This window comes from Negativicutes bacterium, from assembly GCA_021372785.1.
Taxonomy (GTDB): domain Bacteria; phylum Bacillota; class JAAYKD01; order JAAYKD01; family JAAYKD01; genus JAJFTT01.
In genome coordinates this window covers 79,435-106,289 of sequence record JAJFTT010000036.1, presented here as the reverse complement: position 1 = coordinate 106,289, position 26,855 = coordinate 79,435, and the positions used below count along the sequence as shown (strand labels likewise).

Annotated in this window: 26 protein-coding genes and 1 pseudogene; 25 read left to right on the top strand and 2 right to left on the bottom strand. The window is 49.8% G+C overall.

The features are described 5' to 3' along the window. Positions 1-65: 65 nt before the first annotated feature. The 25 genes and pseudogenes from LLG09_05185 (at position 66) to LLG09_05065 (ending at position 23,875) form a co-directional block, all read left to right on the top strand. The gene (locus LLG09_05185; protein MCE5196505.1) at positions 66-1,655 is read left to right on the top strand and encodes an L-lactate permease; all 1,590 of its coding nucleotides are present in this window, start codon (positions 66-68) and stop codon (positions 1,653-1,655) included. Between the two features lie 20 nt (positions 1,656-1,675). Beyond that, positions 1,676-1,879 carry a hypothetical protein gene (locus LLG09_05180; GenBank protein ID MCE5196504.1) on the top strand — a complete coding sequence of 68 codons (204 nt, stop codon included), beginning with the start codon at positions 1,676-1,678 and terminating at the stop codon, positions 1,877-1,879. Between the two features lie 233 nt (positions 1,880-2,112). Beyond that, positions 2,113-3,711: an NUDIX domain-containing protein gene (locus LLG09_05175; GenBank protein ID MCE5196503.1), complete on the top strand. Its 1,599-nt coding sequence runs from the start codon at positions 2,113-2,115 to the stop codon at positions 3,709-3,711. After that, positions 3,708-4,427 carry a M48 family metallopeptidase gene (locus LLG09_05170; protein ID MCE5196502.1) on the top strand — a complete coding sequence of 240 codons (720 nt, stop codon included), beginning with the start codon at positions 3,708-3,710 and terminating at the stop codon, positions 4,425-4,427. The genes LLG09_05175 and LLG09_05170 overlap by 4 nt, the downstream gene beginning before the upstream one ends. Positions 4,428-4,535: 108 nt before the next feature. After that, positions 4,536-5,861 (top strand): alpha/beta fold hydrolase, encoded by a 1,326-nt coding sequence (locus LLG09_05165; GenBank protein MCE5196501.1) that lies wholly within the window; start codon positions 4,536-4,538, stop codon positions 5,859-5,861. 112 nt (positions 5,862-5,973) lie between these two features. Next, the gene (gene ade, locus LLG09_05160) at positions 5,974-7,770 is read left to right on the top strand and encodes an adenine deaminase (GenBank protein ID MCE5196500.1); all 1,797 of its coding nucleotides are present in this window, start codon (positions 5,974-5,976) and stop codon (positions 7,768-7,770) included. A gap of 194 nt (positions 7,771-7,964) precedes the next feature. After that, on the top strand, positions 7,965-8,318 hold the full coding sequence (locus tag LLG09_05155; GenBank protein MCE5196499.1) for a DNA-binding protein: 354 nt from the start codon (positions 7,965-7,967) through the stop codon (positions 8,316-8,318). 16 nt (positions 8,319-8,334) lie between these two features. Beyond that, complete coding sequence (gene ffh / locus LLG09_05150) at positions 8,335-9,687, top strand: signal recognition particle protein (GenBank protein MCE5196498.1); 1,353 nt, start codon at positions 8,335-8,337, stop codon at positions 9,685-9,687. A 58-nt stretch (positions 9,688-9,745) separates the two neighbouring features. Beyond that, on the top strand, positions 9,746-9,988 hold the full coding sequence (rpsP, locus tag LLG09_05145) for a 30S ribosomal protein S16 (GenBank protein MCE5196497.1): 243 nt from the start codon (positions 9,746-9,748) through the stop codon (positions 9,986-9,988). A gap of 24 nt (positions 9,989-10,012) precedes the next feature. Then, positions 10,013-10,258: a KH domain-containing protein gene (locus tag LLG09_05140; protein ID MCE5196496.1), complete on the top strand. Its 246-nt coding sequence runs from the start codon at positions 10,013-10,015 to the stop codon at positions 10,256-10,258. Positions 10,259-10,595: 337 nt separating this feature from the next. Then, on the top strand, positions 10,596-11,138 hold the full coding sequence (gene rimM, locus LLG09_05135; GenBank protein MCE5196495.1) for a ribosome maturation factor RimM: 543 nt from the start codon (positions 10,596-10,598) through the stop codon (positions 11,136-11,138). Positions 11,139-11,147: 9 nt separating this feature from the next. Further along, entirely contained in the window at positions 11,148-11,936 is a 789-nt protein-coding gene (trmD, locus tag LLG09_05130) for a tRNA (guanosine(37)-N1)-methyltransferase TrmD (GenBank protein ID MCE5196494.1), read from the top strand. An 81-nt stretch (positions 11,937-12,017) separates the two neighbouring features. Further along, positions 12,018-12,365 carry a 50S ribosomal protein L19 gene (gene rplS, locus LLG09_05125; GenBank protein ID MCE5196493.1) on the top strand — a complete coding sequence of 116 codons (348 nt, stop codon included), beginning with the start codon at positions 12,018-12,020 and terminating at the stop codon, positions 12,363-12,365. Positions 12,366-12,478: 113 nt separating this feature from the next. Continuing rightward, complete coding sequence (lepB, locus tag LLG09_05120; protein ID MCE5196492.1) at positions 12,479-12,994, top strand: signal peptidase I; 516 nt, start codon at positions 12,479-12,481, stop codon at positions 12,992-12,994. Positions 12,995-13,017: 23 nt separating this feature from the next. Next, positions 13,018-13,890, top strand: coding sequence for a ribosome biogenesis GTPase YlqF (gene ylqF / locus LLG09_05115; GenBank protein MCE5196491.1), 873 nt, complete (start codon positions 13,018-13,020; stop codon positions 13,888-13,890). A 62-nt stretch (positions 13,891-13,952) separates the two neighbouring features. Next, a pseudogene (locus tag LLG09_05110) lies at positions 13,953-14,528 on the top strand (ribonuclease HII). 80 nt (positions 14,529-14,608) lie between these two features. After that, entirely contained in the window at positions 14,609-15,553 is a 945-nt protein-coding gene (locus LLG09_05105) for a DUF1177 domain-containing protein (GenBank protein ID MCE5196490.1), read from the top strand. Positions 15,554-15,739: 186 nt separating this feature from the next. Beyond that, entirely contained in the window at positions 15,740-17,167 is a 1,428-nt protein-coding gene (locus LLG09_05100) for an MATE family efflux transporter (GenBank protein MCE5196489.1), read from the top strand. Positions 17,168-17,609: 442 nt separating this feature from the next. Further along, positions 17,610-18,902 carry a GTPase HflX gene (gene hflX / locus LLG09_05095; GenBank protein MCE5196488.1) on the top strand — a complete coding sequence of 431 codons (1,293 nt, stop codon included), beginning with the start codon at positions 17,610-17,612 and terminating at the stop codon, positions 18,900-18,902. Further along, positions 18,895-20,139: a methionine gamma-lyase family protein gene (locus LLG09_05090; protein MCE5196487.1), complete on the top strand. Its 1,245-nt coding sequence runs from the start codon at positions 18,895-18,897 to the stop codon at positions 20,137-20,139. Before hflX ends, LLG09_05090 begins: the two co-directional genes overlap by 8 nt. Positions 20,140-20,229: 90 nt before the next feature. After that, the gene (locus LLG09_05085; GenBank protein MCE5196486.1) at positions 20,230-20,520 is read left to right on the top strand and encodes an IreB family regulatory phosphoprotein; all 291 of its coding nucleotides are present in this window, start codon (positions 20,230-20,232) and stop codon (positions 20,518-20,520) included. Then, positions 20,517-20,936, top strand: coding sequence for a Holliday junction resolvase RuvX (gene ruvX, locus LLG09_05080; GenBank protein MCE5196485.1), 420 nt, complete (start codon positions 20,517-20,519; stop codon positions 20,934-20,936). The genes LLG09_05085 and ruvX overlap by 4 nt, the downstream gene beginning before the upstream one ends. Before the next feature lie 152 nt (positions 20,937-21,088). Beyond that, positions 21,089-21,499 carry a DUF1292 domain-containing protein gene (locus LLG09_05075; protein MCE5196484.1) on the top strand — a complete coding sequence of 137 codons (411 nt, stop codon included), beginning with the start codon at positions 21,089-21,091 and terminating at the stop codon, positions 21,497-21,499. 155 nt (positions 21,500-21,654) lie between these two features. Continuing rightward, entirely contained in the window at positions 21,655-22,653 is a 999-nt protein-coding gene (mltG, locus tag LLG09_05070; protein ID MCE5196483.1) for an endolytic transglycosylase MltG, read from the top strand. A 7-nt stretch (positions 22,654-22,660) separates the two neighbouring features. Continuing rightward, on the top strand, positions 22,661-23,875 hold the full coding sequence (locus tag LLG09_05065; protein ID MCE5196482.1) for a U32 family peptidase: 1,215 nt from the start codon (positions 22,661-22,663) through the stop codon (positions 23,873-23,875). Positions 23,876-24,078: 203 nt separating this feature from the next. On the opposite strand, the gene LLG09_05060 is transcribed toward LLG09_05065, so the two are convergent. Both LLG09_05060 and LLG09_05055 read right to left on the bottom strand, forming a co-directional pair. After that, complete coding sequence (locus tag LLG09_05060) at positions 24,079-25,683, bottom strand: hypothetical protein (GenBank protein MCE5196481.1); 1,605 nt, start codon at positions 25,681-25,683, stop codon at positions 24,079-24,081. Then, positions 25,676-26,389 carry an ABC transporter ATP-binding protein gene (locus tag LLG09_05055; GenBank protein MCE5196480.1) on the bottom strand — a complete coding sequence of 238 codons (714 nt, stop codon included), beginning with the start codon at positions 26,387-26,389 and terminating at the stop codon, positions 25,676-25,678. The genes LLG09_05060 and LLG09_05055 overlap by 8 nt, the downstream gene beginning before the upstream one ends. Between the last annotated feature and the right edge of the window lie 466 nt (positions 26,390-26,855).

Here is a 26,855-nt window from a genome sequence, read left to right as displayed (position 1 = left end):
TCTTCGCAAGGCGAAAAGCTTGCATAACAGGGCGATTCCTATTATAATGGAGCAGTTGAAATACAGTGAAAGGGATTGAAACGATCGTGAACATGCCTTTGACACTGGCAAATTGGTTCCTGGCCATTTTGCCGGTCTTGGTTTTGGTAACAGGAATTTTAGTTTTTCAATGGGAAGCAGCCAAAGTAGGCGCCATTTCCTGGCTGGTTGCCGTAGCAGATGCTTATTTCTTTTTTGGCACGGATTTCCGCTTGATGGCCTTGGCCAACAGCAAGGGAATGAGTCTTTCCTTATATGTCCTGCTGATCATCTGGGGAGCCGTTTTTATGTATAATATTGCCGACGGAGCCGGTGCCATTCAGGTGATCGGAAAGAAAATCGCCGGTATTTCCGATGATCAACGTTTGCAGTGCCTTTTATTGGCCTGGTGTTTTGCGCCTGTGCTGCAAGGTCTGGCCGGGTTCGGTATTCCGGTGGCCGTCGTGGCGCCGATCATGGTCGTCATGGGTTTTTCGCCCTTGGTGGCAGTCGCTGCTTGTCTGGTCGGTCATTCCTGGTCGATTTCTTTCGGTTCCATGGCTTCTTCTTATAATTCAATACAACTGGTGACGAATATTCCGGGTGAAGTAATTGGTCCCTGGATGGCGATTATCTTCAGTGCAGCGATTTTCGCTACCGGTTTCTGTGTGGCGCATATTTTCGGCGGCTGGTCTGCTGTGAAAAAGAGTGTGCCGCAAATTTTGAGCACCGGTGCTGTGATGTCCTTTACACTCTGGCTGACTGTCTATATCGGCACACCGCAGCTGGCGACGCTGATGGCAGGGTTGGCAGGCTGTGTTGTAATGATGATCTGGGCTTATCTCGGTAAAAAGGATACCGGAAAGGTCAAAATAAACGCTGCGGCAGAAAAACAAAAAATGAGTTTTACCGTTGCCTTCTCACCGTATTACGCTTTGATCCTGATCTCCGTTCTTTCGCAGCTCAAGCCGATCAAAACCGCCTTGTCTGCTTATAATTGGGGCTTGAATTATCCGGAAGTGCAGACAGCCCTGGGTTATGTTGTAACTGCAACCAGTAAATATTCCAAAATTCAGTTTTTCTCCCACCCGGCACCGATTTTACTCTTCTCAGCCTTGCTCGGTTATGTCATTTATGTCCTGAAAACCGGGGCAAACCCCAACATCATGAAGATTTCTCTGAAAAAAACCGTGGAAAAAAACGTCCCTTCCGGTGTGGGAATCGCCACGATGGTGATGATGGCCTTGATTATGAGTGATTCCGGCATGACCAATATGATTGCCCGCGGAGTGGCAACGGTTTTCGGCGCGTTTTATCCGGTGATGGCACCTTTTATCGGTGTCCTGGGTTCCTTCATTACCGGCAGCAATACCAATTCCAATGTCATGTTTGGTGTCCTGCAAAAAGAAACCGCACTGGTGCTTGGCAAGAGCGCAGTCCTCATGGCAGCAGCGCAATCCGTCGGCGGTTCACTGGGCGTCTCGATGTCACCCTCCACCATCATGACCGGAGCTGCCAATGTTGGCATGAATGGCAAAGAGAATGAAATTATGAATGTAACGATGAAATACTGTCTGATCAATACGCTGATCGTTGGCATCTTCGTCTTGATTCTATCCAATATTTTCTACATATAGCGACAAAAAGGAGAAAAATCATGTCTGAGAAAGAGAAGAAATCCCTTCCCGTCAGTTGGCGGAAAAGATACCGTGTCTTGTTTTTGCGGATCGCATTTGTTTTGTTTTGGCCTGGTTTCGCTTTCGCTTATCTGGGCGGTGTGAATAATCAGCCTGCTTATATCGCTGGTTCCTTTGCACTTTTTACCATAGCTGCTGTACTTTCCATCCTGGTGAAAAAATAACTTGAAACGATAGCCATGCTGTAACGCTGTGCTATCGTTTTTTTACAGAGCCATGGGGACGGGGGTGTTGGCACAGATTCCGAGCGAAGCGTTGCCTCGTCCCATCCGCACTTTCCGAAATTCTGAGTAAAAAAAGGGACTATTCTTCGCTTTGGAGAATAGTCCCTTTGTAAATTCTTGTTTGATTATTAGTGAAACGAGAGCCAGGCGGCTCAGTTGGGCGAGGTATTTGTATGCTGCAATATGGTGTGATTGTCAATTCCAATCAGGATGTTTTTGGCTATTATGGCTGGGGAACGCTGGCCAGACTGGATGCCGCTACTTTGGCCTTCGTCTGCTCCGGTCACCGGCTGTATCATATCTGCCCCTTCGGCAAAACGTTACTCTTTCTCAGTAAAGATGACGGTCTCACCTGGAGCCGGCCTATCTTTGTCAACGATACATATATGGATGACCGCGATGCGGGGCTGCTCAACCTTGGTAAGGGGAGGCTGTTGCTGAGCTGGTTCAGCAATTCTTATCATTACATCGAAGCTTACGATCAGCGGCTGCGCAGCTGCCTTTCTCCGGCCGAATATAATCTGATTCAGGACTATACTGCGCTGATTCGTAACCGAAAAGACGACTGGGGATCTTTTTTGCGTCTGAGCAGAGACGGTGGTTTGACCTGGGGTGAAAAATTAAAAGTAGCGGTCACAGCACCGCACGGTCCGATTCTAAAACAGAATGGCAGCATCCTCTATCTGGGCAAGGGGATCAACAGTCCAGCCGGGAACCGAATTCTGGCTTATGAAAGTACTGATGGTGGTGAAAGTTGGTCCTGCTTGGGAGGCCCTGAGCTGCCGCCAGCTGTCAGTTGGGATCATTTCTTTGAGCCGCACGCTTTGGAATTGCCAAGCGGGAAAATTATCGGCATGCTGCGTTATCAGGAGAGCGATTCTGCCGCCGATGCAAAACAATCCGGTTCCTTCACACTCTTTCAGACCGATTCTTACGATGGCGGCAGAACCTGGAGTTTGCCTGTCTGTTTGGACACAGCCGGCGCGCCGCCGCATCTTCTGCGCCATTCCAGCGGGATTATCGTTTGTGTTTACGGTCACCGCGAAGCACCTTACGGAGAACGCGCCATGCTCAGCTGCGATGATGGTGAAACCTGGCTGAAGGAATATATTCTTTTTGCCGGAGCGCCGGATGGCGACTTGGGTTATCCGTCCTCGGTTGAGCGTCAGGATGGCAGCATTCTGACGGCATATTATCAAAAGCAAGCTGCCGGTGAAAAATGTGCGCTGCTTTATACTATCTGGACACTGGATGATTTGGAGATTTTTGACCTTCTTGATGAACAGCGCCGGCCCTTGCACAAGAAACAATTTCGTGGCTTGCCGCTGCCCGCAGGGGTATATCATCAGGTGGTGGAAGTATGGACTATCAACAAACAAGCACAAATTTTACTGACGCTGCGCAGCCTGCAGAAGAAAGAATATGGCGGCTTCTGGGAAAACACTGCCGGAGCAGCCCGCAGCGGGGAAACGGCGCGGCAAGCGGCCGGGCGTGAGCTGCAGGAAGAAACAGGCATCCGTGTTCAGCCGGAAGAATTACACTATTTAGGCAGCCACAAAGAAGAAGGTTGTTTTATGGATAGCTTTCTGGTGCAAAAAGAGATTACACTGCAGGAAATCAGGCTGCAACCGGGGGAGACAGAGCAGGCAAAATGGGTGACGCTGCCGGAGTTGGATCAGCTGATAGCCAGCGGGGTATTGGCCGCTCCGGTCGCCCTGCGATTACAGCTTCTGCGGCGGCAAATTGAAACTGCCTTGAGGATAGCAAGATGAAAAGCAGTTATTTCCTGCAGCTGCCGCAGCAAACGCTGGAATGCAGGCTGCTTTACAGCGCCAGAAAAACATTGGCGATTGAGATAAAAGCAAATGGCGAAGTGTTGATTCGAGCGCCGAAACAGGCGAAAGACGCCCAGATTATACGCTTTGTTGAGAGTAAGAAAGCCTGGATTGCACAAAAACGGCTAATTGCCCTGCAGCGAATACCGGAACAAAAATCGCAATTTCAATTATGCTGCAAGCAAAGCTACTCCTGCTTGGGCCAAAAACTGCTGATTTTAGGCCCGGAGGTTACTCAGAGTGAACTGCAGCAACTGACCGGGGCGGGAACAATGATTCTGCGTGTCAAATCAAGCGAGCCGCAACAGGTGCAACGCGAAGCCGAAAAACAGCTGCGGCAGATTGCTTTGCGCGAATTCAGCCACACTGCGGCGCTTTATGCTCCCATTCTGCAGGTAAGCTATCAAAAGATTACGATGAAAGCGCAAAAGACGCGCTGGGGCAGCTGCAGCAGCAAAGGCAACTTGAATTTAAACTGGAAATTGCTGTTCTTACCGCCGGAACTATCCGAGTACGTGGTGGTACATGAACTGGCTCATCTCAGGGTGATGAATCATTCCGCGCAGTTTTGGCAGGTAGTTGCCGCAGTCTTGCCTGACTATCTCAAACGCAAGCGGCAATTAAGCAAAATCAGCGGTAATTTTCTTCCCTAAAAACAGGCGATCTGTTCGGTAGGAGTTTGACTGCGCCGCGGCAACTACCCTGCGGTCCTTTGTTTTTCCAAGAACGATGAAAATGTAACCGATTGAAAGGAGAAATTCATGAAAAAAACAACCATGGTCTTACTCATGCTAAGTCTTAGTTTGTCTTTGACAGGCTGCGGCAGCAAACCGCCGGTTTATGACGAGGCAAAACTCCTGGAACTCAGCCAAAGTTATGCCGGCAGCATGGTAAAGCAAGATTTCGCTCCGGTGGTGAAAGCTTTTGATGCTACGGTTGCCAAAAGTTTATCGCAGGAAGCCTTGGCAGCTTCCTGGAACTCTGTGGTTGGATCGCTTGGCGCTTATCAGTCTGTCTATGAAACCTCAGTCAGTTACAGTAGCGATTATGCCGTCGTTCTGGTGATTTTGCAATACGAAGCAAGCGGTTTGCAGATTAAATTTACTTTTGAAGCTGATTATAAAATCGCCGGTCTTTGGCTGAATTATTACACCATCGATCTGCCTCTGGTTGTCAACAGCAGCTTTGCAGAAAGCAAGATTCAGATTAACACCATCGAAAATCAACCGCTCGACGGAATTTTTACTATGCCGTTGGGCATCGAGCAGCCGGCGGTGGTCATCCTCGTACAGGGTTCCGGTCAATCGGATCTGAACGAAAGCAGCGGCGGCAATAAACCGTTCCTCGATCTCGCCCACGGCTTGGCAGAGAAGGGAATTGCCTCTCTTCGCTTCAATAAGCGTTTTTATCAATATCCGCCTGCCGATGCGGCAGTTCTCGCCAATCTGACCGTGCAGCAGGAAATCACCGACGATGTAGCAGCTGCGATTCAATTGGCCGAAGCAAGGCTGCCGGATTCGGACCTTTATATCATCGGTCACAGTATGGGCGGTATGCTGGCGCCTTATATCGCCAGCAAGAACCCCCAGGTCAAGGGTATCGTGAGCCTGGCCGGTACACCGCGCAAATTGGAAGATGTGATGTTGGATCAGACAATCGACGCCTTAGCAGCCTCCACGGAATACAGCGAGGCAGAAAAAGCGGATCTATTGGCGCAAAGCCAAGCCCAAACAGCGAAAATCAAAGCTTTGACCAAAGCGGACCTTGCATCGACCATTGCCGGACAGCCGGCCTCTTATTGGCTGAGCCTGAACGCCATTGATACGGCGCAGCTGGCTGCCGATTTGCAGATTCCGATGCTGATTCTGCAGGGAGATGCCGATTTTCAAATCAAAGTCGAAACGGATTTGGCAGCCTGGCAGCAGTGCCTGGCGGGACACGACAATGTACAATTCAAAGTATATCCCGGTTTGAATCATCTTTTTCTGCCAACCACGGGAGCAAAAGACGTCAGCGATTATACAATCGGCGCTCATGTTGCCCAGACGGTCATCGATGATCTCGCCGTTTGGATCAACAGCCGCTAAGCGAGGCGCAGTTGCTGCGGTTTGGCACCTTTACGCTGAGGTAGCCGGGAGATTTGTTTTTTCCTCCGAAGCATAGCGCAGGTTCAAATTCAAAGAAAGGCAGGTCCTCTTGATGTTTAACTGTTTTGCAACCAAACCGCTCGATCAACTGACCCAACTGTTGTCTGCGGTCGCGATGGGTGCTCAAGCGGCCGATCTGGTCATTCGCAATGCCAAACTGATCAATGTGCATACCGCGGAAATCCTGCCGCAGACCGACATTGCCATTGCGGCCGGCAGGATCGCCCTGGTTGGCGATGCCCGGCATTGCATCGGTGCCGCAACCAAAATTATCGATGCGGCCGGCTGTTATGTCGCTCCCGGTTTTCTCGACGGCCATATTCACGTCGAATCCTCCATGCTCACCGTCGGAGAATTCGCCAAAGCGGTGGTTCCCCATGGCACCACCGGCATCTATATGGATCCGCATGAAATCTGCAATGTCTTGGGCGCTGAGGGAGTGCGCTATATGATGGAAGATGCGCAAAACACTCCTTTAAAAACCATGACGACCATGCCATCCTGTGTTCCATCCGTACCGGGTTTTGAAGATACCGGCGCGGCCATTGATGCGCAGGATATCAAAGAGAGCATGACCTGGCCGGGAATCGTAGGTCTTGGCGAAATGATGAATTATCCGGGCATTCTGGCCAGCGCCGCAGAACCGCATGCCGAACTGGCGGAAACTTACCGCGCAGGCAAAATCGCCACCGGTCATTATGCGATACCGGAGACCGGCAAAGGCTTAAACGCTTTTATTGCCGCCGGTATCCGCTGTTGTCATGAGTCCACCCGGGCAGAAGAAGCGTTAGCCAAAATGCGCTTGGGCATGTATGCCATGATCCGCGAGGGTTCTGCCTGGCAGGATCTGAAAGCGACGATCAAAGCCATCACAGAGCATAAAGTGGACACAAGAATGGCGGTTCTGGTGACGGACGATGCGCATCCGCACACACTGGTGACCGAAGGTCATGTCGACCGGCTGCTGCGCCGCGCCATTGAAGAAGGCGTGGATCCGCTGACGGCAATTCAGATGGTAACGATTAATTGCGCGCAATGCTTCCGCATGGATGCGGAAATCGGTTCGATTGCTCCCAGCAAAGCGGCGGATCTGGTGTTTTTCCATGATTTACAGAAAATTGATGTTTTCCGGGTGATTATTGATGGGATACCGGTCGCTGAAAACGGTGTGATGCTGCAGGAGAGAAAGAATTACACGTATCCGGCTGCGGCGACGCATTCCATGCAGATCAAGCAGCAGATCACGGCTGCTTCATTTGGCATTCCATGCGACCGGTTGCAGGCTTTGGTGCGTGTCATCGAAGTGCATGCCGCCCAGATCGGCACAACCGGGAAAGAAGTAACGATGCAGAGCCATAACGGATTATTGGAGGCGGATTGCCGGCGGGATCTGCTCAAAGCAGCTGTTTTTGAGCGCCATCATGCCACCGGCAAAGTCGGTTATGGTTTTGTGCAAGGATTTCAAATTAAAAAAGGCGCCATGGCTTCCACGGTAGCGCATGACGCGCACAATTTGCTAGTGATCGGCACCAATGATCAGGATATGGCGCTGGCTGCAAACACACTGATTCAAAGCAACGGCGGTATGGTTGTGGTGGCGGACGGCAAAGTGCTTGGTCTGGTTGCTCTGCCGATCGCCGGTTTAATGAATGACCTATCGGCGGCAGCCATGTCAAAGCAAGTGGCAGCTTTAGCTGCCGCCTGGAGAGAGATCGGTTGTAATCTGGCATCACCGTTTATGACGATGGCGATGATTTCCCTGCCCTGTATTCCGGAACTGCGGTTAACCGACCGCGGTTTGGTTGACTGCAATCAGTTTGAATTTGTGACCTTGATTGTGCAAGCATAGAAAGTAGATCCAAACCCGCAAGAAATTTCATTTCGGGAAGCTTCCTTCGTCAGGATCTTCAATCATTGAAAAACCAATCATCAATTTTGGTAAATAAGTTCTAAAATGTCTTGTCAATAAAACTACTTGACAGGACTCGCCTGACATGCTATGATGTCAAGGAAATAAGTTGACTAAAGCAAAAGGTGAATGCGATGGAGGACAAACTGCAGCAAACCGAAACGATCAATCAGCTGATCGATTGTTATGCCGGGCTTTTTACAGACAGGCAGCAACAGATGCTCAGTATGTACTATTCCGATGATTACACGCTGGCTGAAGTGGCGGCGGCGTTTGACGTCTCACGCCAGGCAGTGCACGATCAGGTACAGCGCCTGGTTGCGCATTTGGAGCAATACGAAGCTGTATTGCAGCTTTTGCAGCGCAATCAAGCTGCCGACAAGCTGGCGAAAGAGTTTCAGTTGGTGTTGGATTCGCTTACCGCTAAATTGAATGAAGATGAAACAGCGGCTTTGCGCTGCTTGTTGGAAAAAATCCGCTTGATATAGAAAGGAGCCCGGCACTTTGTTTGAAAACTTATCGGAAAAACTGCAGAACACTTTAAAACGTCTGCGCGGCAAAGGCAGGCTGACCGAAGCTGATATTAACGAAGCGATGCGCGAAGTGCGCGTTGCTTTGCTGGAAGCCGATGTCAATTTTAAAGTGGTGCGCGATTTTGTCGGCCGCATCAAGGAAAAAGCCATGGGCGCTGAAATCCTGGAGTCTTTAACACCCGGTCAGCAAGTGGTAAAAATCGTTTATGACGAACTGGTGGAGATGATCGGCGGCACCCAGTCGAAACTGACTGTCTCTTCCAAACTTCCCACCATTATCATGCTTGTGGGTCTGCAGGGTGCCGGTAAAACGACTGCTGCCGGCAAATTGGCCAATTACCTGCGCAAACAAGGAAAAAAACCGCTGCTTGTAGCCTGTGACGTCTATCGCCCGGCTGCCATCGAACAGCTGCATGTGCTAGGCAAACAACTCGGTATTCCCGTTTATGACCAGGGTCAGGGTGATCCGGTAGATATCGCCAAACTTAGCATTGGCGTGGCGCTTTCGCAGGGCCGCGATACGGTGCTGCTCGACACAGCCGGCCGTCTGCATGTGGATGAAAACATGATGGATGAGCTGAAACGAATCAAAGCCAGTCTACATCCGCATGAAATCCTGCTTATCGTCGATGCGATGACCGGTCAGGATGCGGTGAATGTAGCCGGCAGCTTCAGCGATCAGATTGGCATTGACGGGGTGATTCTGACCAAGATGGACGGCGATACCCGCGGCGGCGCTGCCTTATCCATCAAGACGGTCACCGGCAAACCGATTAAATTCATCAGTTCCGGTGAAAAAATGGATACATTGGAACCGTTTTATCCCGACCGTTTAGCTTCCCGCATCCTCGGCATGGGCGATGTGATGACGTTGATTGAAAAAGCGCAGGAAAACGTCGACCTGGAGCAGGCGAAAGCGATGGAAGCAAAACTGCGCAAGAATGAACTCGATCTGGATGATTTCTTAAAAAATATGCAGCAGATCAAAAAAATGGGTCCTTTGAGCCAATTGATGAAAATGATACCGGGGCTGCCCGATATCAAAGAAGAAGATCTGGATCAGTCCGGTTTGAAGAAGATGGAAGCGATCATTCAATCGATGACCCTGCAGGAACGCCGCAAACCGGAGTTGCTCAATGCCAGCCGCAGAAAGCGTATTGCAGCCGGCAGCGGCACCAGGGTGCAGGATGTCAACCGTATGCTGAAAGACTTTGAAGAGACCAAAAAGATGATGCAGCAGATGACCAGGGCGAGCGGTAAAATGCAAAAGACAAATCAAAACAGGGGGAATTCGCTGAACCCGTTTGGTAGAATCAAATTTTAATTTCTACAAACACCGGGAGCGGTTTCATAGAATAAATTCCGGAAAGGAGGTGTTTTAAGTGGCTACAAAAATTCGTTTACGTCGTTTAGGGGCTAAAAAAGCACCGTTCTATCGTGTGGTTGTTGCAGATACCCATGCACCGCGCGATGGTAAATTCATTGAGGAGATTGGTTATTACGATCCGACAACCCAACCCGCTACTCTGAAAATTCAAGAGGAAAGAGCAAAAGCATGGCTGGCGACAGGAGTTCAGCTTTCTGACCGGGTTCGCATTCTTTTTCAAAAGGCCGGTCTTCTCTAAGCAATTCGTGATAGGAGAAAAGTGATGAAAGCTTTGGTGGAAGTAATGGCAAGAGCGTTGGTAGATCAGCCCGAACAAATCGTAATTAAGGAAACCGAGACGGAAACTGAGATAACTTATGAGCTTTCGGTTGCACCGGAAGATATGGGGAAAATCATCGGTCGTCAAGGAAAAATTGCCAAAGCGATGCGGACTGTTTTGAAAGCAGCTGCCGGAAAAGAACAAAAGCGTATCAATCTGGATATTATTGACAAGGTGACGGCGGAATAGCACTGAAATCAATCGTTAGGGAACTGCAGAAGCCGGCGATGCGCCTGCCAAGCAGTTCCCTATTTGCTGTTTTTTAGGTTTACACTCTCGCAGCAAGGCAGGCAAACCCATGCGAATCCATGATCCTGTCCGCGTCAAGCTAATTGTTACCGAATCTTTCTTACCCGCTTGCTCTTCGGAGACCGGCGCTCAGCGCAGCCGCTTGCCGGCCGCACATAAAAAGCAGTGGCAGCAGCCAAGCGGCAGTCGGCGGCCTCCGGCCTGAGAATAACAGCCAGGTATTGATCCTGCAAGATGAGGTCGTTGCAGATATTCTCCATGGAAAGGGGTGCATCGAATGTCGGAAGAAAAACGCTTTCAAATTGGTAAAATCACCGGAACGCATGGCTTAAAAGGGGAGATCAAAGTATTCCCGCTGACGGATTTTCCGGAACGTTTTGACCAAACCAAACAAATGCTGGCCCAGTCTGCCAATGGGAAAGAAATCTGGCTGCATCCGCTGGCTGCACGCCTGCATAAAGGCTTTATCATTCTAAAAGTTGCGGAATTCCGGGACGTGAACGAAGCAACCCCCTGGCTGCAGTCGGTGCTGACCATTGCAGAAAGTGAATTGATGCCGCTGCCGGAGGGCAGATATTATATTTATCAGATCCTTGGTATGGCTGTTTATCTGGAGGACGGTCTCTTTTTAGGTAAAGTCAAGGATGTACTGTCTCCCGGTTCCAACGATGTGTACGTTGTGGAGCTGAGCGAAGAAGGGCGTGCTCTTGCGACGGAAGAACAGACCGAACTGCTGCTGCCGGTGATTGATGAGGTAATTCTCGCTACCGATCTGCTGAACAAACGCATCACCGTCAAGTTGCTGGCCGGTTTGCTGTAGGTGGGAGCGATGCGTATCGATATCCTGACCTTATTTCCGGAAATGTTTGAAGGTCCCCTGCATACCAGCATCCTCGAACGGGCGCAAAAAAAAGGTTTGGTGGAAATCGTGCTGCACCAACTGCGCGCTTATTCTCTGGAAAAACATCATCAAGTGGATGAATATCCCTTTGGCGGTGGTGTCGGTATGCTGATGCGCCCGGAGCCGGTCTTTGCGGCCTGGCAATCGCTCTGCGCTGCTTTAACGCAGCCGCCCTATCTGATCTACCTCAGCCCCTCCGGCAAGCAGTTGCAGCAAACAGATTTGCAAAGGTTGGCGCAAAAGCCGCAGATTGCGCTGCTTTGCGGCCATTATGAGGGAATTGATCAAAGAATTATCGATCAGCTGGCAGATGAGGAATTATCCATCGGAGATTATGTCTTAACCGGCGGCGAATTGCCCGCCATGGTTTTAACGGATGGTTTAGTCCGTTTGCTGCCCGGTGTGCTGGGACACGATGAATCGAGTGACGATGAGAGTTTTCGTGACGGTTTGCTGGAATATCCGCAGTATACCCGCCCAGCCGTCTATGAAGGTGCCGGGGTACCGGCGATTTTATTGCAGGGTAATCATCAAAAAATCGCCGTCTGGCGCAGGAAACAGTCACTTTTAAAAACCTGGCGGGTTCGTCCCGATCTGTTGGCAAAAGCGCGTCTAGATCGGGAGGATAGGATTCTTCTCGCCGAAATCCTTGCGGAAAGTAATTTATCATACAAAACTCTCTCGATTGCACCACTTGTGAACAAAGACGATCTATGATATAATCCGTATGTTATATACGAGTGCTCCGCTGGCATTCCAGATGCGTATGAACACTTAAGATGAAAGGGGAATCATATTATGCATCCCACAATCGTGGAACTTGAAAAAGGGATGATGCGTTCTGATTTACCGGCTTTTAAAGTTGGAGATACAGTGCGTGTGCATGCCAAGGTCGTAGAAGGCGAAAAAGAACGGATCCAGATTTTTGAAGGATTGGTAATTGTTCGTTCCGGTGATGGCTTGAGAGAAAATTTTACGGTCCGTAAAATCTCTTACGGCGTCGGAGTCGAGAGAACCTTTCCGGTGCAGTCACCCAGAATCGCCAAGATAGAGGTATTGAAGCGTGGTCTTGTCCGTCGCGCACGCCTGTATTATCTGCGCAAACTGGTTGGTAAAGCCGCTACTCGCGTGAAGGAAATTCGCTAATCACAAAAACTGCTTCATAGATCAACTCCTTATCCTCGATAGTACTTGTGCTGAACAAGAAAATCGAACAAGGCGAATCGAATGAAGCGGTTTTTTTATTCAGAGGGCGTAGTATGGAAGAGAAAAGACGAAAAGAAATGATCGAGTGGGTTGTGGCCTTGTTGATCGCGGCAGTCGCAGCTTTGCTTTTTCGGATTTATGTGGCAGAATTCCTACGGGCAGACGGTTCCACAATGCGGCCGACCCTGGAAAGCGGCGAACGAATCATCAGCTTGAAAATGGGTGAAGCGGCAAGAGGAGACATTATTGTCTTTCAGCTGCCTGCCGATCCCCGACGTTATTTTGTCAAACGTGTGGTCGGCCTGCCCGGTGAGGAAATTTCCATTGCCGGCGGTCAGGTTTATATCAACGGCACTCTTTTACCGGAGACTTATCTGGGTTCGGTTTCTTCTGAGCAGACAATGGCTGCGCTGATCATTCCGGAAGATCATTATTTTGTGATGGGTGATAACCGTGCCGTCAGTTTGGACAGCAGGGATTCGGTGATGGGAACCATCCCCGGAAAAAATATCCGCGGTAAAGCAATCGCAGTTTATTGGCCGTTACGGCAGATCAGAATCATCCGGTAGTTTTGGGAAAACAGGTGAGGCAGATGGCGACAATTCAATGGTACCCGGGACATATGGTCAAGGGGAAGCGCTTAGTGGAAGAAAATCTTGCTTTGGTAGATGTAATCATGGAATTGGTGGATGCCAGATTACCTTTAGCCAGCCGCAATCCGGATATTAAATCGCTGACCGAGCGAAAGCCGCGGATTATTATACTGAATAAATCTGATTTGGCCGATCCGCTCCAGACCAAACTCTGGCTGCAATGGTTTTCAGGGCAAGGAGAAATCGCGATTGCCCTTTCCAGCAGCACAGGTGAAAATCTCAATCGCCTGCCTGCGGCGGTTCAGCCTTTGGCGGCAGAAGCGCTGCAAAAATGGGTCAATAAAGGCAGGAAGCCCAGAGCGGCCCGTTTAATGATGGTTGGTATCCCCAATGTGGGAAAATCTTCTTTGATCAATCAATTGATCGGCAGCCGAAAAGCAGCGGCAGCCAACCGTCCCGGCTTGACACGACAAATTCAATGGGTCCGGATCCGCGGTGACCTGGATCTTCTGGATATGCCGGGTATTCTGATGCCCAAAATCAACGATCAGACGGTCGGCATGAAATTGGCCGCGACCGGCGCAATCTCGGACGAAGTATACAACCTGGAAGAAGTCGGCCGCTTCTTAGCCGCCTGGCTGGCTGCAGCTTATCCCAAATTGCTGACCGAACGTTATTGTCTGACGGTGCCGCTGCCCGGGGATGGAGAGCTTTTGCTGGCACAAATCGGGCGCAATAAAGGATGTTTGGTTGCGGGCAATCTGGTCGATCTTAACCGCACTGCACAGATGCTTTTGGACGACTTTCGTTCGGGTAAAATCGGACGTATCTCACTGGAACTGCCACCTGTCGGTCAAAAAGCGGGGCAATAGCGATGCCGAAAGCAAAATCTGCAAAAATCTGGCTGCCATGGGAAGAAAACCTCGCACAAAAAGGATTTTCAGCCATTGCCGGGATTGATGAGGCAGGCTGCGGTCCCCTGGCGGGTCCGGTCGTAGCGGCCGCCGTCATCCTGCCGCCTTTTTATCAATTGGCCGGCCTGGACGACTCCAAAAAGCTGACTGCAGCAAAACGGGAAGCTTTGTTCGCTCAATTGACTGCGGAAGTCTGTTATAGTGTCGGTCAGGCAACGGCAGCGGAAATTGACCGGCTGAATATTCGTCAGGCGGATTTTTTGGCTATGCAGCGAGCGCTGGAAACCCTGCAGCCCAAACCGGATTTTCTTTTGATTGACGCCTGGGTTCTTGCCTTCTGGAATGAGAACCAAATGGGTATTATTGCAGGCGATGCTTTTGTACGTTCCATTGCCGCCGCTTCTATAATTGCCAAAGTCACGCGCGACCATATTATGCTGGAATTGGACCGTAATTATCCGCAGTATGGTTTTGCACAGCATAAAGGTTATCCGACCGCAGCACATTATGCTGCTTTGGAGCGGTTTGGCTATAGCCCTGTGCATCGGCTGTCTTTTTTAAAAAAGAGACACATTCCCCCGGCTGCGGCGGAGTGAAATTGCTTGCTGAGCAGCAGGATATTGCCCTCAGCCCGGAGAAATCATTGCATGATTCATACAAAAAGGAGAACGGCGACATGCTCAAACAAGTAATGGAAATCCATGAGCTGCTGGATAGTTCGTTTGCCAGCGGCGCAAAAATAAAAGAATTATTGATTGCCAGAGGGCTGCCGGCGGAACAGTGTCATTGGCTGACCGTGATGGGCGAGCAGGGCAGCACAGACTTCATCCATGTTTTGCTCAAAGGGAAGCATGGTAAATTATGCGGAGGCAGCGCCCCAACTTTAGGTATTATCGGACGTCTGGGAGGGGTTGGAGCCAGACCGGAACGTATTGGTTTGGTTTCTGATGGAGACGGCGCGATCACAGCCATGGCCGTCGCCTTGAAACTGGTTGATATGCAGAAAAATGGCGATACTTTAGCCGGCGATGTGATTGTCTCAACGCATATTGCTCCTTTTTCGCCGACCTCGCCGCACGAGCCGGTACCTTTTATGGGTTCTCCGGTGGATATCGCAGTCATGAATCAGTATGAAGTAGATGCTTCCGCTGATGCTATTTTATCGGTTGATACCACCAAGGGCAATCGGATTTTCAATGCGCGTGGCTTTGCCATTACGCCAACGATCAAGGATGGCTGGATTCTGCGCATCAGTGAAGACCTGCTTTCGATTATGGAATGGACTACCGGCCAACCAGCCAGGGTGCTGCCGGTTACCATGCAGGATATCACACCGTATGGTAATGATCTTTATCATCTCAACAGCATCCTGCAGCCCTCCGTCGTGACCGATGCCGCTCTGGTGGGGGTAGCCATCACGACAGAAACAGCCGTACCTGGCTGTGCAACGGGAGCTTCTCATGAAATTGATATCGAAGAAACCGCACGTTTCTGCATCGAGGTGGCCAAATACTACGGTGAAAATCAATGTTCCTTCTATAATCAGACGGAATATGCTGCCCTGCTCAGCGGTTATGGTTCGATGTCGCATTTGCGGGCTATCAACCCACTCCGCAAATAACTCAGCTGGGAAATAGCCGCCTGAACCAAAAGAGTTCAGGCGGCCTTTTCTATCCAACAGAGTTTCTCACTAATCTTTATGATGGAACAGAAAAGCAGGAAAAGTTTCAGACTTTTCAAGCAGGAAAATTGTTACGGGTATAGAAATGTTAGCTTATAATATTTCTTATAGAATGGGAGTTTTTGTATGAGCGAGGAAATAGGGAAAAAGGAAGCGGTTTCGGCGGATTCCCCCGCAGAGCATGAAAAGTATGATCAGAGCTTCTTGCTTAAGGATGAACTTACTGCCGCGGAAGCGAATAAGGTTGTCCTTAAGCTGGCCGGACCGGCTGTGGCGGAGCAGCTCTTGATGGCTTTGGTTGGTATGATCGATATGATTCAGGTCAGCCGGATCGGACCTGCCGCAATTACCGCGGTTGGTTTAACCAACCAGCCGATGATGTTCGCGATGGCAATTTTTATGGCGATCAACGTCGGCACGACGGCTGTGGTTGCTCGTTTTATCGGCGCTCACGATATCAAAAGTGCCAATGAAACCGCCCGTCAGTCTCTGATTATTGTCACCCTGTTGGGTCTCCTTGTTGGCGCCGTGATGTTTTTAATCGCCAAACCGGTGCTGTTGTTTATGGGTGCGGAAGCAGACGCTATGTTTTATGGCGTGAAATATTTCCAAATTGTTTCCGTCAGCATGGTTTTTAACACGATTCAGATGTGCGTCAATTCCATGGTCCGCGGCGCCGGTGATACCAAAGCGCCGATGATCAATAATACGGCTGTCAACCTGATCAACGTTGTTTTTAATTTTCTCCTGATCAACGGCATCTGGTTTTTCCCCAGGATGGGTGTTACCGGTGCGGCAGTAGCAACCGCTTTTTCCCGCTTGGTTGGCTGTATCATGGCTCTTTCGCTCGTCTTGCTACCGGGGAAGCGGATTACCGTTTCTTTTAAAGGCGGCTATCATTTTAACTGGGATTTGATCAAGCGTGTGGCCAAAGTTGGTATGCCCGCTGCCGCCGAGCAATTTGTCATGCGGATCGGAATGATTCTTTTTACCCGTACGGTTTCCGGTTTGGGTACCGTCGTCTATGCTGCGCATCAGGTTGCGATCAATATCAACAGTTTGTCGTTTACAACCGGACAGGGTTTCGGTATGTCTGCCACTTCCTTGGTCGGCCGCTGTTTGGGAGCGAAAAAGCCGGATATGGCGGAGAAATTTGCCAAGGCAACTTCCAATATGTCAATGTTTGTTTCTCTCGGCGTCGCTGCGCTGCTTTTCTTTGCAGGGGATAAAGTTGCTTTGCTCTATACCGATGATGCTTCCGTGATTGCCAGCTCGGCGATTGCTTTGAAGATCATCGCTTTGGTGCAGCCGCTGCAGTCGATCCAATTTGTTTTGGCCGGTGCTCTGCGCGGAGCGGGCGACACCAAGTGGCCGCTGTATTCCACCATCATTGGTGTTTGGTTCTTCCGTCTTGGATTGGCGCTTGTTTTGGTGCAATATTTGCATATGGGCTTAATCGGCGCCTGGATCGCCATGGCGGTCGATCAGGCAGTACGCTCTTTGGTCATTCAATACCGTTTCAGATCGAACAAATGGAAGCACGTTCGTGTCTAGAAACTACCGGGATGCATCCTGATTCTGCCGCATCCCCGGAGTTGTCGCTCTTTTCGGCTGAAGCAGCCTTGATAAAACCGCCGGGCATCCTGATGCCGGCTCCACCTGAAAGGGTGAAGCTTCGCTGCAGGATGCCCGCGGTTTTTTTTGACTGCACTTCTCTGAAATGCTTAAGGTAATCTTGTTTTAACGTGATCACAGCGCAAGTCTTCAGAGGAATCCCAGAGGGTTCAGAGCGGAATTCAGTAAAGGTAAAGATCTCAAGTCTTGACACTCCCCATAGCTAAAACAAGGGGTTTTACGGCTTTACTCGATAATCTGCCTGATCCGTTCGAAAAGGAATTTGAGCTCAAGGAGTCGAATAATAGAATCGTAGGATCAGGGTGTTTGTCGGCAAAATTTTTCAGGACGGGAAGAGACCCCGACCGCAGGAAAGGAATTTATGAAAACAACGCAAGACACAGCAGAAAATAAAAAAGAACTGGCCATTTTAGTTGCTTTGCAGCTGCCGAAGCAAAATTGGGATATCAGCGAAAGCATCAAGGAATTGGCTGCGCTGGCGGATACGGCCGGTGCCGAAGTATTGCAGACATTTATTCAAAGGCTGCCGCACCCGGACAGTGCTTTTTACATCGGCAAAGGCAAAGCCGAAGAAATCGGTCTCTATGCGGAGGAAATGCAGGCAGATCTGGTGATTTTTAACGATGAACTGAGCCCTTCTCAATTAAGAAACATCAGCGGGGTAATAAACTGCCGTGTAATCGACCGCAACCAGCTGATTCTGGATATCTTCGCCCAGCGTGCGCAAAGCAGCGAAGGGAAACTGCAGGTGGAATTGGCACAGCTGAATTACAGCTTACCCCGTTTGGCCGGTCTGGGCAGCTCCTTATCACGCTTGGGCGGCGGTATCGGCACCCGCGGTCCCGGTGAAAGCAAGCTGGAACAGGACAGACGGATCATCCGCGACCGCATCAATTTTCTGCAGAAGGAGATCGACGAAGTCGGCAAGCGCCGGCAGGTCTCAAAGGGGGCGCGTCAACGCAGCGGCATGTCGGTTGTCGCTTTGGTTGGTTATACCAACGCCGGCAAGAGCAGCATTTTAAATTGGCTTTGTGACAGTAATGTCTTAGCGGAAAATAAATTGTTCGCTACCCTGGATTCCGTCACACGGACGTTCAGTCTGAACAACAAGCGGGAAATTCTGCTTTCCGATACCGTCGGTTTCATTCATGATCTGCCGCATCAATTAATTGCGGCTTTCCGCTCTACGTTGGATGAACTGCAGTATGCCGATCTGTTGCTGCATGTGATCGATATCAGCGACAATAATTACGAAGAACAAATGCAGACCTGCCTCGATCTTCTGAAAGAGCTGAAAGTAACGCAGACCGTCATCCCTGTCTTCAATAAAATTGATGCGCTGACCACGCCTTCGGTCTTAGAAAAAGTCATGGCAGAGTATCCCAACGCGGTAGCCGTATCGGTGCGGGAGAATCGGGGGAAAGAGCAGCTGCTGCAGGCAATTCAGGATTATTTCGCCAGTCAGCGGCCGGTTTATGCGGTGATCATCTCCTATCAGGAGGGAGAACTGCTGAATTTAATCCATGAAAATGCAACAATTTTGCAGCGCACGGCCGAAGAAGACGGCATGCATCTTTTGCTGGAGAGCAGCGAAGCGTTTCAGGAACGGCTTCTCAGCCGTTTACAGCAGAGCAAGGAAACAGAGCATGACTGAGAAAAGCATAGAGGCAATCATAGAACAAGGCGAAGAGTGTTTAAAACCTCAGTTTCTGCGGATGGAGCGGATTGCTTTGCAGAATCAAAGCAAGGTCCTGCAGGCGATGCGGATGTGCCGGGTTTCCGATTTACATCTGCAGCCGGCTACCGGTTATGGTTACGGTAATCCTGGCAGAGAAGTATTGGATCAGGTCTATGCCAAGGTTTTTCATACCGAAGCCGCTTTGGTGCGGGGGCAATTTGTTTCCGGTACGCACGCGGTTGGCACGGCGCTTTTTGCGGCGTTGCGTCCGGGAGACAGTTTGCTTTCGCTGACCGGGCTGCCTTATGACACCATGCGGCAGGTTATCGGTCTGGAGGGTTCTGCTGCGGGGAATCTTAAAATGTACGGCATCGGTTACAAGCAGCTGGACCTGGATGCGCAGCAACAGATCGATCTTGCTGGCATCGCCGCCGTCCTGACGCCGGATGTCAAAGCGGTTTTGATTCAGCGTTCCCGCGGCTATGAATGGCGCAATGCCTTCAGCATTGCCGAGATCAAGCGTGCGATCCAGACGGTCAAAGCACTGCAGCCGAGCGCCCGAGTGATTATAGACAACTGTTACGGTGAATTTACCGATTTTCTGGAGCCAACGGATGTCGGTGCGGATCTGATTGCGGGATCGCTGATCAAGAATCCAGGCGGCGGTTTGGCACCCGGCGGCGGTTATCTGGCCGGCAGCCAGGAATTGATTGCAGCGGCCGCTGCCCGTTACAGCATGCCCGGCTTGGGTTTGGAGATGGGCTCCAGCTTTGGTGACAGCCAGCGTCTGATGTTTCAGGGTTTATTTTTGGCCCCGCATACAGTCGCGCAGGCTGTAAAAGGGATGCACCTGCTGGGATTTGTCATGCAGGAGCTCGGTTATGACGTATCGCCGGCCTGGCAAGCGAGCCGCAATGATATCATTCAGGCGATTCGTTTTTCCGACAGCAAACCGCTGATTGAATTCTGTCGGGCGGTGCAGCGGGCTTCTCCGGTCGACGCGCATGTGCTGCCGGAACCTTGGGATATGCCAGGCTACAGCCATCCGGTAATTATGGCAGCCGGCACCTTTGTGCAGGGGGCTTCCATTGAACTCAGCGCGGATGCACCGCTGCGGGCGCCGTATACGGCCTATGTTCAGGGCGGCTTAACCTACGAACATATCAAACTGGCCATTTTGGAAATCGCGCTGCATTTACAGAGCGAGAGATAAGGCTAGGCTGAAATTTCATTTCTAGCTCAATTGGATTCAAGAGGAATCGCGCCTTGCAAAAGCGAAACGAAAGAAGGGGAGGTTGATACAATGAGTGACATTCATAATCAAACCATGCGCTTCAAAGGAATGGAGAATGAAGAAAAAAGCATTCACACTATTTTAGCCGAGGTAAATCAGGCTTTAAAGGAAAAAAATTATAATCCAATTGATCAAATTGTTGGTTATATTCTTTCCGGTGATCCGGCCTATATCACGAGCCATAAAGGCGCCAGAAATTTAATCCGAACCGTCAACCGGGATGAGGTTTTGGAGGAATTGGTACGCTTCTATTTAAAACAAAAACCATTGGACTCACCGGAGGACAATGAGAAAGTATGACCTTTGCAAATCGTTTGATGGGTCTTGACGTTGGCAGCCACACGATTGGCGTGGCAGTATCCGACTTACTGGGGATTACGGCGCAAGGGGTGGAAGTCATCCGCCGCAGCGACCCGGAACAGGATTTTAAGCGTCTGCAGGAACTGGTTGAGCAGTTTGCCGTCACGGCGTTTGTGGTAGGTCTGCCCAAAAATATGGATAACAGCATCGGACCGCAAGGCGTGTTCACCCAGGAATTTGCTGCGCAGCTGGCGGAAAGGTTTGCTCTGCCCGTGCTTTTTTGGGACGAACGATTGACCACCAAGAGCGCCCGGCAATTTTTGATTTCCGCCGATGTCTCCCGCAAAAAACGCAAGCAGGTAATTGATAAGCTGGCTGCCGCGCTGATCTTGCAGTCCTATATGGACTCACTTTAGTCGATCAGCGGTTTTTTTGCATTGACAACCTGAATTTACTATGGTAAAATGATGCAGTCAGTAAAGCTCAAAATAGAAATCTACTGTTTTACTTTGCCGATTAAAGTGAAGTTGAAATTTACAAAAAAATTCAGAAATGGAAGGTGCACAAAATGCCCGATGAGAAAAAACCTGCTTGCTCCTGCGGCTGTGAAGAAGCTGGATGCAATTGCGAACACGAAGACGAAGATATGGAAGTTGTTACGTTAGTCGACGATGACGGCGAAGAACACGAATTTGAATTGGTGGAAATCATTGAAATCGAAGAACAGGAATATGCTGTTCTTTTCCCGTTGGAAAGTGACGATGATGATGAAGCAGTGATCCTTCGTATTGAAACCGACGAAAACGACGAAGACGTCCTGGTTGATATTACCGATGAAGACGAATGGAACAAAGTGGTCGCTGCCTGGGAAGAATTAGTTGCCGAAGAAGACGAAGAAGAAGAAGACGAAGAAGAAGACGAAGAAGAAGACGAAGAAGAAGACGAAGAAGAAGAAGACGAAGAAGAAGAGAAGAAATAATCTTCGGTCAATGGCTGGCGGGAACCCGGTTTGTATGAATTATCATGCAAATCGGGTTTTTCTTCGTATGATTTTACAAAGAATAGAGGATTCCGGACGCTCACTGTGCAATTAAAAACTGTTACCGATACTGCAAGGATAAGGAACGTGGAAAAATGAAATTTGCTGCCGATCGAAAAAGAAACAGGGCGATTTTTTCGCTCTTGATTTTCTTGCTCTTGTTATTTGGAATCTTTGGATTTTTGCTTTCACCCAGCAACAATGCGACAGAAGAGGTCTTTGAAGTAAAGCCGCAGGATACCGTCCGTGAGATCGCGGCGGCTTTGAAAAATGCTGATTTGATTCGCAGCAGCACTGCTTTTACCATCCATGCCCATTTGAGCGGAAAAAGCAGCCGTATCAGAGCAGGGAGTTATGAAATCAGGGCTGACATGTCGGCCAATACCATCCTCAATAAAATAGTGACGGGAGATATGATCTTGAATGCCTACGCTCTGACGATTCCCGAGGGAACCACCATCGATGAAGTGGCTGTCCTGGTAGAGAAGACCGGTGTGGTGACAAAGACTCAGTTTCTGGATGCCATCCCGACCTATCATCGGACGGATGCCTCGCCGGAGGTCATCTATGAATTGGAAGGTTATCTTTATCCGGAAACTTATTATTTGGCGAAATATATGACTGCGGCAGACATCATCGATTTATTGCGGGCGCAATTCGATAAAGTCATGCAGGAAGTCGTGATTCCAGCGGACTGCCCGCTCAACCGCGATGAGATTATTACCCTGGCTTCCATCATTGAAAAAGAATCGCAAGATGCAGAAGAGCGCGCGTTGGTTGCCAGCGTCTTTTTCAATCGTCTGGCCATCGATATGCCTTTGCAATCCTGCGCTACGGTGCAGTATATCCTGAAAGAGCATAAGGATGTTCTCAGTATCGCCGATACTGAAATCGATTCGCCTTATAATACCTACCTGTATAGCGGTTTACCGCCGGGGCCGGTGGCGAATCCGGGTCTCGCTGCCATTGAAGCGGTGTTGCATCCGGCAGTCAGTGATTATTATTATTTTGTCGCGGATACCGACGGTAAACATCATTTCAGCAAAACCTACGAAGAACACCAATACTGGACGAATAAAATCTACGGGGAGTGATCATTCCATGCAGAAACCCGAATTGCTGGCTCCGGCCGGCGATCTGGAGAAAATGAAAATCGCCTTTGCTTTTGGCGCGGATGCCTGTTATTGCGGCGGAATGCGTTACGGTCTGCGGGAACGCTCCGGCAATTTCAGTGCGGAAGAGCTGACGGAAGCCGTCCGCCTGGCACATCGCTTAAACAAGCGTATTTATATCACGGTCAACAGCATGCCGCACAACGAAGCGCTTGACGATTTACCGGCCTATCTGCAGCAGCTCGAGAGTCTTGGAGTGGATGCTCTGATCATTTCCGATCCCGGTGTGCTGCAAATCGCCAAACAATTCGCTCCCCATACCGCTTATCATCTCAGTACGCAAGCCAATACCGTCAATTATCGCAGCGCGCAGTTCTGGCAGCAGCAGGGCTTTTCCCGCTTGATTTTAGCACGGGAGCTCTCGTTGCAGGAAATCGCTGTCATTCGGCAAAACTGCAGTGCCGAGATAGAGTGTTTTGTGCATGGCGCCATGTGTATGTCTTATTCCGGACGTTGTCTGATTTCCAATTTTCTGACCGGCCGTAACGCCAATACCGGTGACTGTACACAACCTTGCCGCTGGCGTTATCATCTGCTGGAAGCAAAGCGTCCCGGGGAATACTTTCCGGTCAATCAGGATGAGAACGGTACAACAATTTTTTATTCCCGTGACCTTTGCATGATTGAACATCTGCCGGAATTAATCCACAGCGGTGTGCATGGCCTGAAAATCGAAGGCAGAATGAAGAGTTTGCACTATGTGGCGACTGTAACAGGTGTTTATCGCCGCGCCATCGATCTTTATTGCGCCGATCCGGAGCATTATCGATACGATCCGCAATGGCTGCAGGAAATTGAAAAAACCGGCACGAGAGCCTTCACGACCGGTTTCTATTTTGGCAAACCGGGCGCCGAAGCGCAAAGTTATACGGGGGAACCGCTGCAGCGCGCGATCGACTTCGTTGGTATCGTGCGCAAAAGAACGGAACAGGGCGTCTGGCTGGAGCAAAGAAACCATTTTTCAGCAGGGGACAGACTGGAAATTTTGCTGCCGGACATGCAGCGGCTGGAAATCATCGCCAAAGATTTGCTGAATCAGCAAGGTCAGCCGATCACGACGGCGCCGCACGCTCAGATGATGGTGTTCTTACCGATGGTGCAGCCGGTTCCGGTCAATAGCCTCCTCCGTTTGCTGAAATCGTAAAATCCATGTTCAAACGAAAGAAACCCGGGACAAGCTTCTGTCTGCCTGCTGCCTGTAGGGCGGCAGACGCGCCGGCAGCATACCCCGGGTTTTCTGCTTTTGGCGGAGAATCAACTGATTCGCTTCGTCAGGCTGAAGCAAGTGTTTCCATCTCACACACTCACTTGTTTTCGAGGAAGCCGGCTCTGTATCCCTTTTTGGGCTTAGCCGATTTGGTAAAACAGCTTGCTGCCCCAGCCCTGCAGAACGCGAAAGAGGACGCCGTTGAGTAAAACAAGCAGACCGGCATCAACGAGCAGCAAGGTTGGATGCAGGTTAGAAGCTGTTTTCAGCAAAGGGACCGCCATGGCCGCCAGCGTCAGGAAGTTCAGCAGCATCGCCACGATCACATTCAAACTTTGCTTGACCATGACGACTTCGCTGGTCCAATCGAATTTCGGGAAAGACAAATTGACGAGGATACCCAGCTGCGCCATGAAAAAGGCAAACAGACAGGGGATGAGCAAACTCATCACGATGTGAAAGAGGGATAGTCTGACTGCCAGGGCCACCAGGGGCACAGCGATCAGCACAGCCGGAAGCGTGATCGTTAAATTAACCAAAATTTTACTGAGATAGACCCGAATTGGCTGCAGCGGTAAGCTTTTTAATAAAGGATACATCGGTCCTTCTAAGGAAAGCGCTACCGAGGTCGTGCAGGCCATCGCGATGAAGGCACAGATTGCGATGGGAACGAAGGCGTAGAGACCGTCGATCAGCTGCGGGGTAAGAGCTAAGCTTAAGAGAATTTGCGTCCGCTGCAGATAGAGATAAACCGCCGCACCAACCATCATAATTGAAGCAAAAATTGTATTGAACACATAGATATTACAGGAAAAGTAGTATTTCAAATCCTTGCGATAAAGCGCCTTCAGCACAGAAGAGGATTGCAGCGTTTGATCACGGTATTCGGTATGGCGGCTGATTGGTGTCAGGAATTCCTTGATCTTGTTGTGATAGCGGGCCGTCAGCCAAGAGAAGGCAGCAAACGGCAGCAGGGCGGAGAGCAGAAAGGCCAGCAGATACAGCGTATTGCCATGGATGACAGCCAAGGTAAATAGTTTGGTCAGGGGATAAAGCGCATAGATTTTCTGCATGATAAAATCAGCCAAAGTGATGATTTTCTCCATGCTCATTGATTCCAGCGAGAAAGAGCCCAGCATGATCAGGCTGACAAAAGCAAAGGTCAGAACCAGATTGAGCAGATTTTTATAACGAAATCGGCTGGAAAAGAGCTCGATTAAAATACTGGCGCCGCTGGCGGTTATCATCGGCAGGACTGGTATGCAAAGAATACCAACGCTTGAAAAAAGCAGGAACGGCAAGCCGACGGCAACCCGCAGGCTGTAGACAATCACAGCCGGAATCATGAGGAAGGCGGAAAAAAACAGATTGTACAAATAAAGGTTAATCAGTTTGGCTGCGATCAATTGGCTGAAGGGAATCGGCAGAGAGGTCAAAAGATCGTCATCCTGAGAACGAAACAGCATTCCGCTGCCTTTCAGCGCGGTATTGATGAAACACATTACGCTGGTCATTGCCATCATCATGGCAAGGATGACCTGATAACCGGCGATCACACCGTAACTGTCCGCGATGCCGAAGCAATAGGTAAACACATAGACGATCATGATTACCATAGTGAATAGAATCATACCCGACTTAGCGAGGGCATTGCGTTTTTCTTTTTTGTCTTTGCTGTGAAGCACTTTATTAATGCCGAAGACACCGGTATAATAAAGTTTTACCAGGGACAGGATGTTATTCATGTTCAATCAACTCCAGGAAAACGGTTTCCAGACTTTCATCGCCGCGCACTTCTGCAATCGTTCCGGAGCGAATCAGTTTGCCGTCTTTAATGATGGCTATTTTATTACAGAGTTTTTCAGCCACTTCCAGAACATGAGTGGAGAAAAAAATGGCGCTGCCTTCGGCACAGATTTCCTGCATGATTGTTTTCAGCATAAAGGAAGCGCTGGGATCGAGACCAACAAAAGGCTCGTCCAGGAGCAAGAGCTTTGGTTTGTGCGACAAAGCCGCAATCACAGCTAATTTTTGTTTCATACCATGGGAGTAAGAAGAGATCAAATCACCTAAGTTAGAATATAGCTCCAGACGCCGGCTGTAATTGTTGATGCGCAGTTCCCGCTCTTCCTGGCTGACAGCATAGATATCACTGATAAAATTTAGGTATTGGATGCCGGTCAGGTATTGATAAAGATCCGGATTGTCCGGAATAAAAGCCATTTGCTGTTTACAGAGCACCGGCTCATCCACAATGGAATGACCGTTGATCATGATCCTGCCCAGATCAAATTCAATAATTCCGGCACAGGCCCGCAATGTCGTGGTCTTGCCGGCGCCGTTATGACCGATAAAACCATAGATATCACCCGCTTCCACGTGTAAGCTGAGATTGTCCACTGCTTTTTTGCCGCCTTTGTATATTTTAGTCAATTGTTCAATGCGCAGCACTGAGTTCACTCCTTTGTTTTTTTTTTTTTTTGCCGCAGCAGCAGAAAAAAATGTCAGCCGGATTACACTGCATTGCTTTCTATTTCACTTTAGCAGCACAAAACCCTTTCGGGAAAGAAGTTTGTGCCGACAAAGAGAAGACTTTTTTACATGCTCAATCAATTCGGCTTGATTCGGTTGCGCTATCCGTCGCAAGCAAGCCTTTGCCGCTGCAACAACCGGTATCAGCGGCGGCAGCATGCTGAAGCCGCCTGAAAAACCATTTTTTCACGGTATATGTGCTGCCGGCTGTCTGCCATTGCAGATTTGGACCGGACTGTCCGCGGCAACCGCCCCTCCCGCTCTGCCGTCAGGAAAGAGTAGTGTTCTCTGTTTTAATCAAAGCAATCAATATGCGGGACAGAAATGCTGCAAGCGCTCAGAGTTGTTTTGAGGCGGTAATCATCGCTTGCTTTTCGTCGTCTGG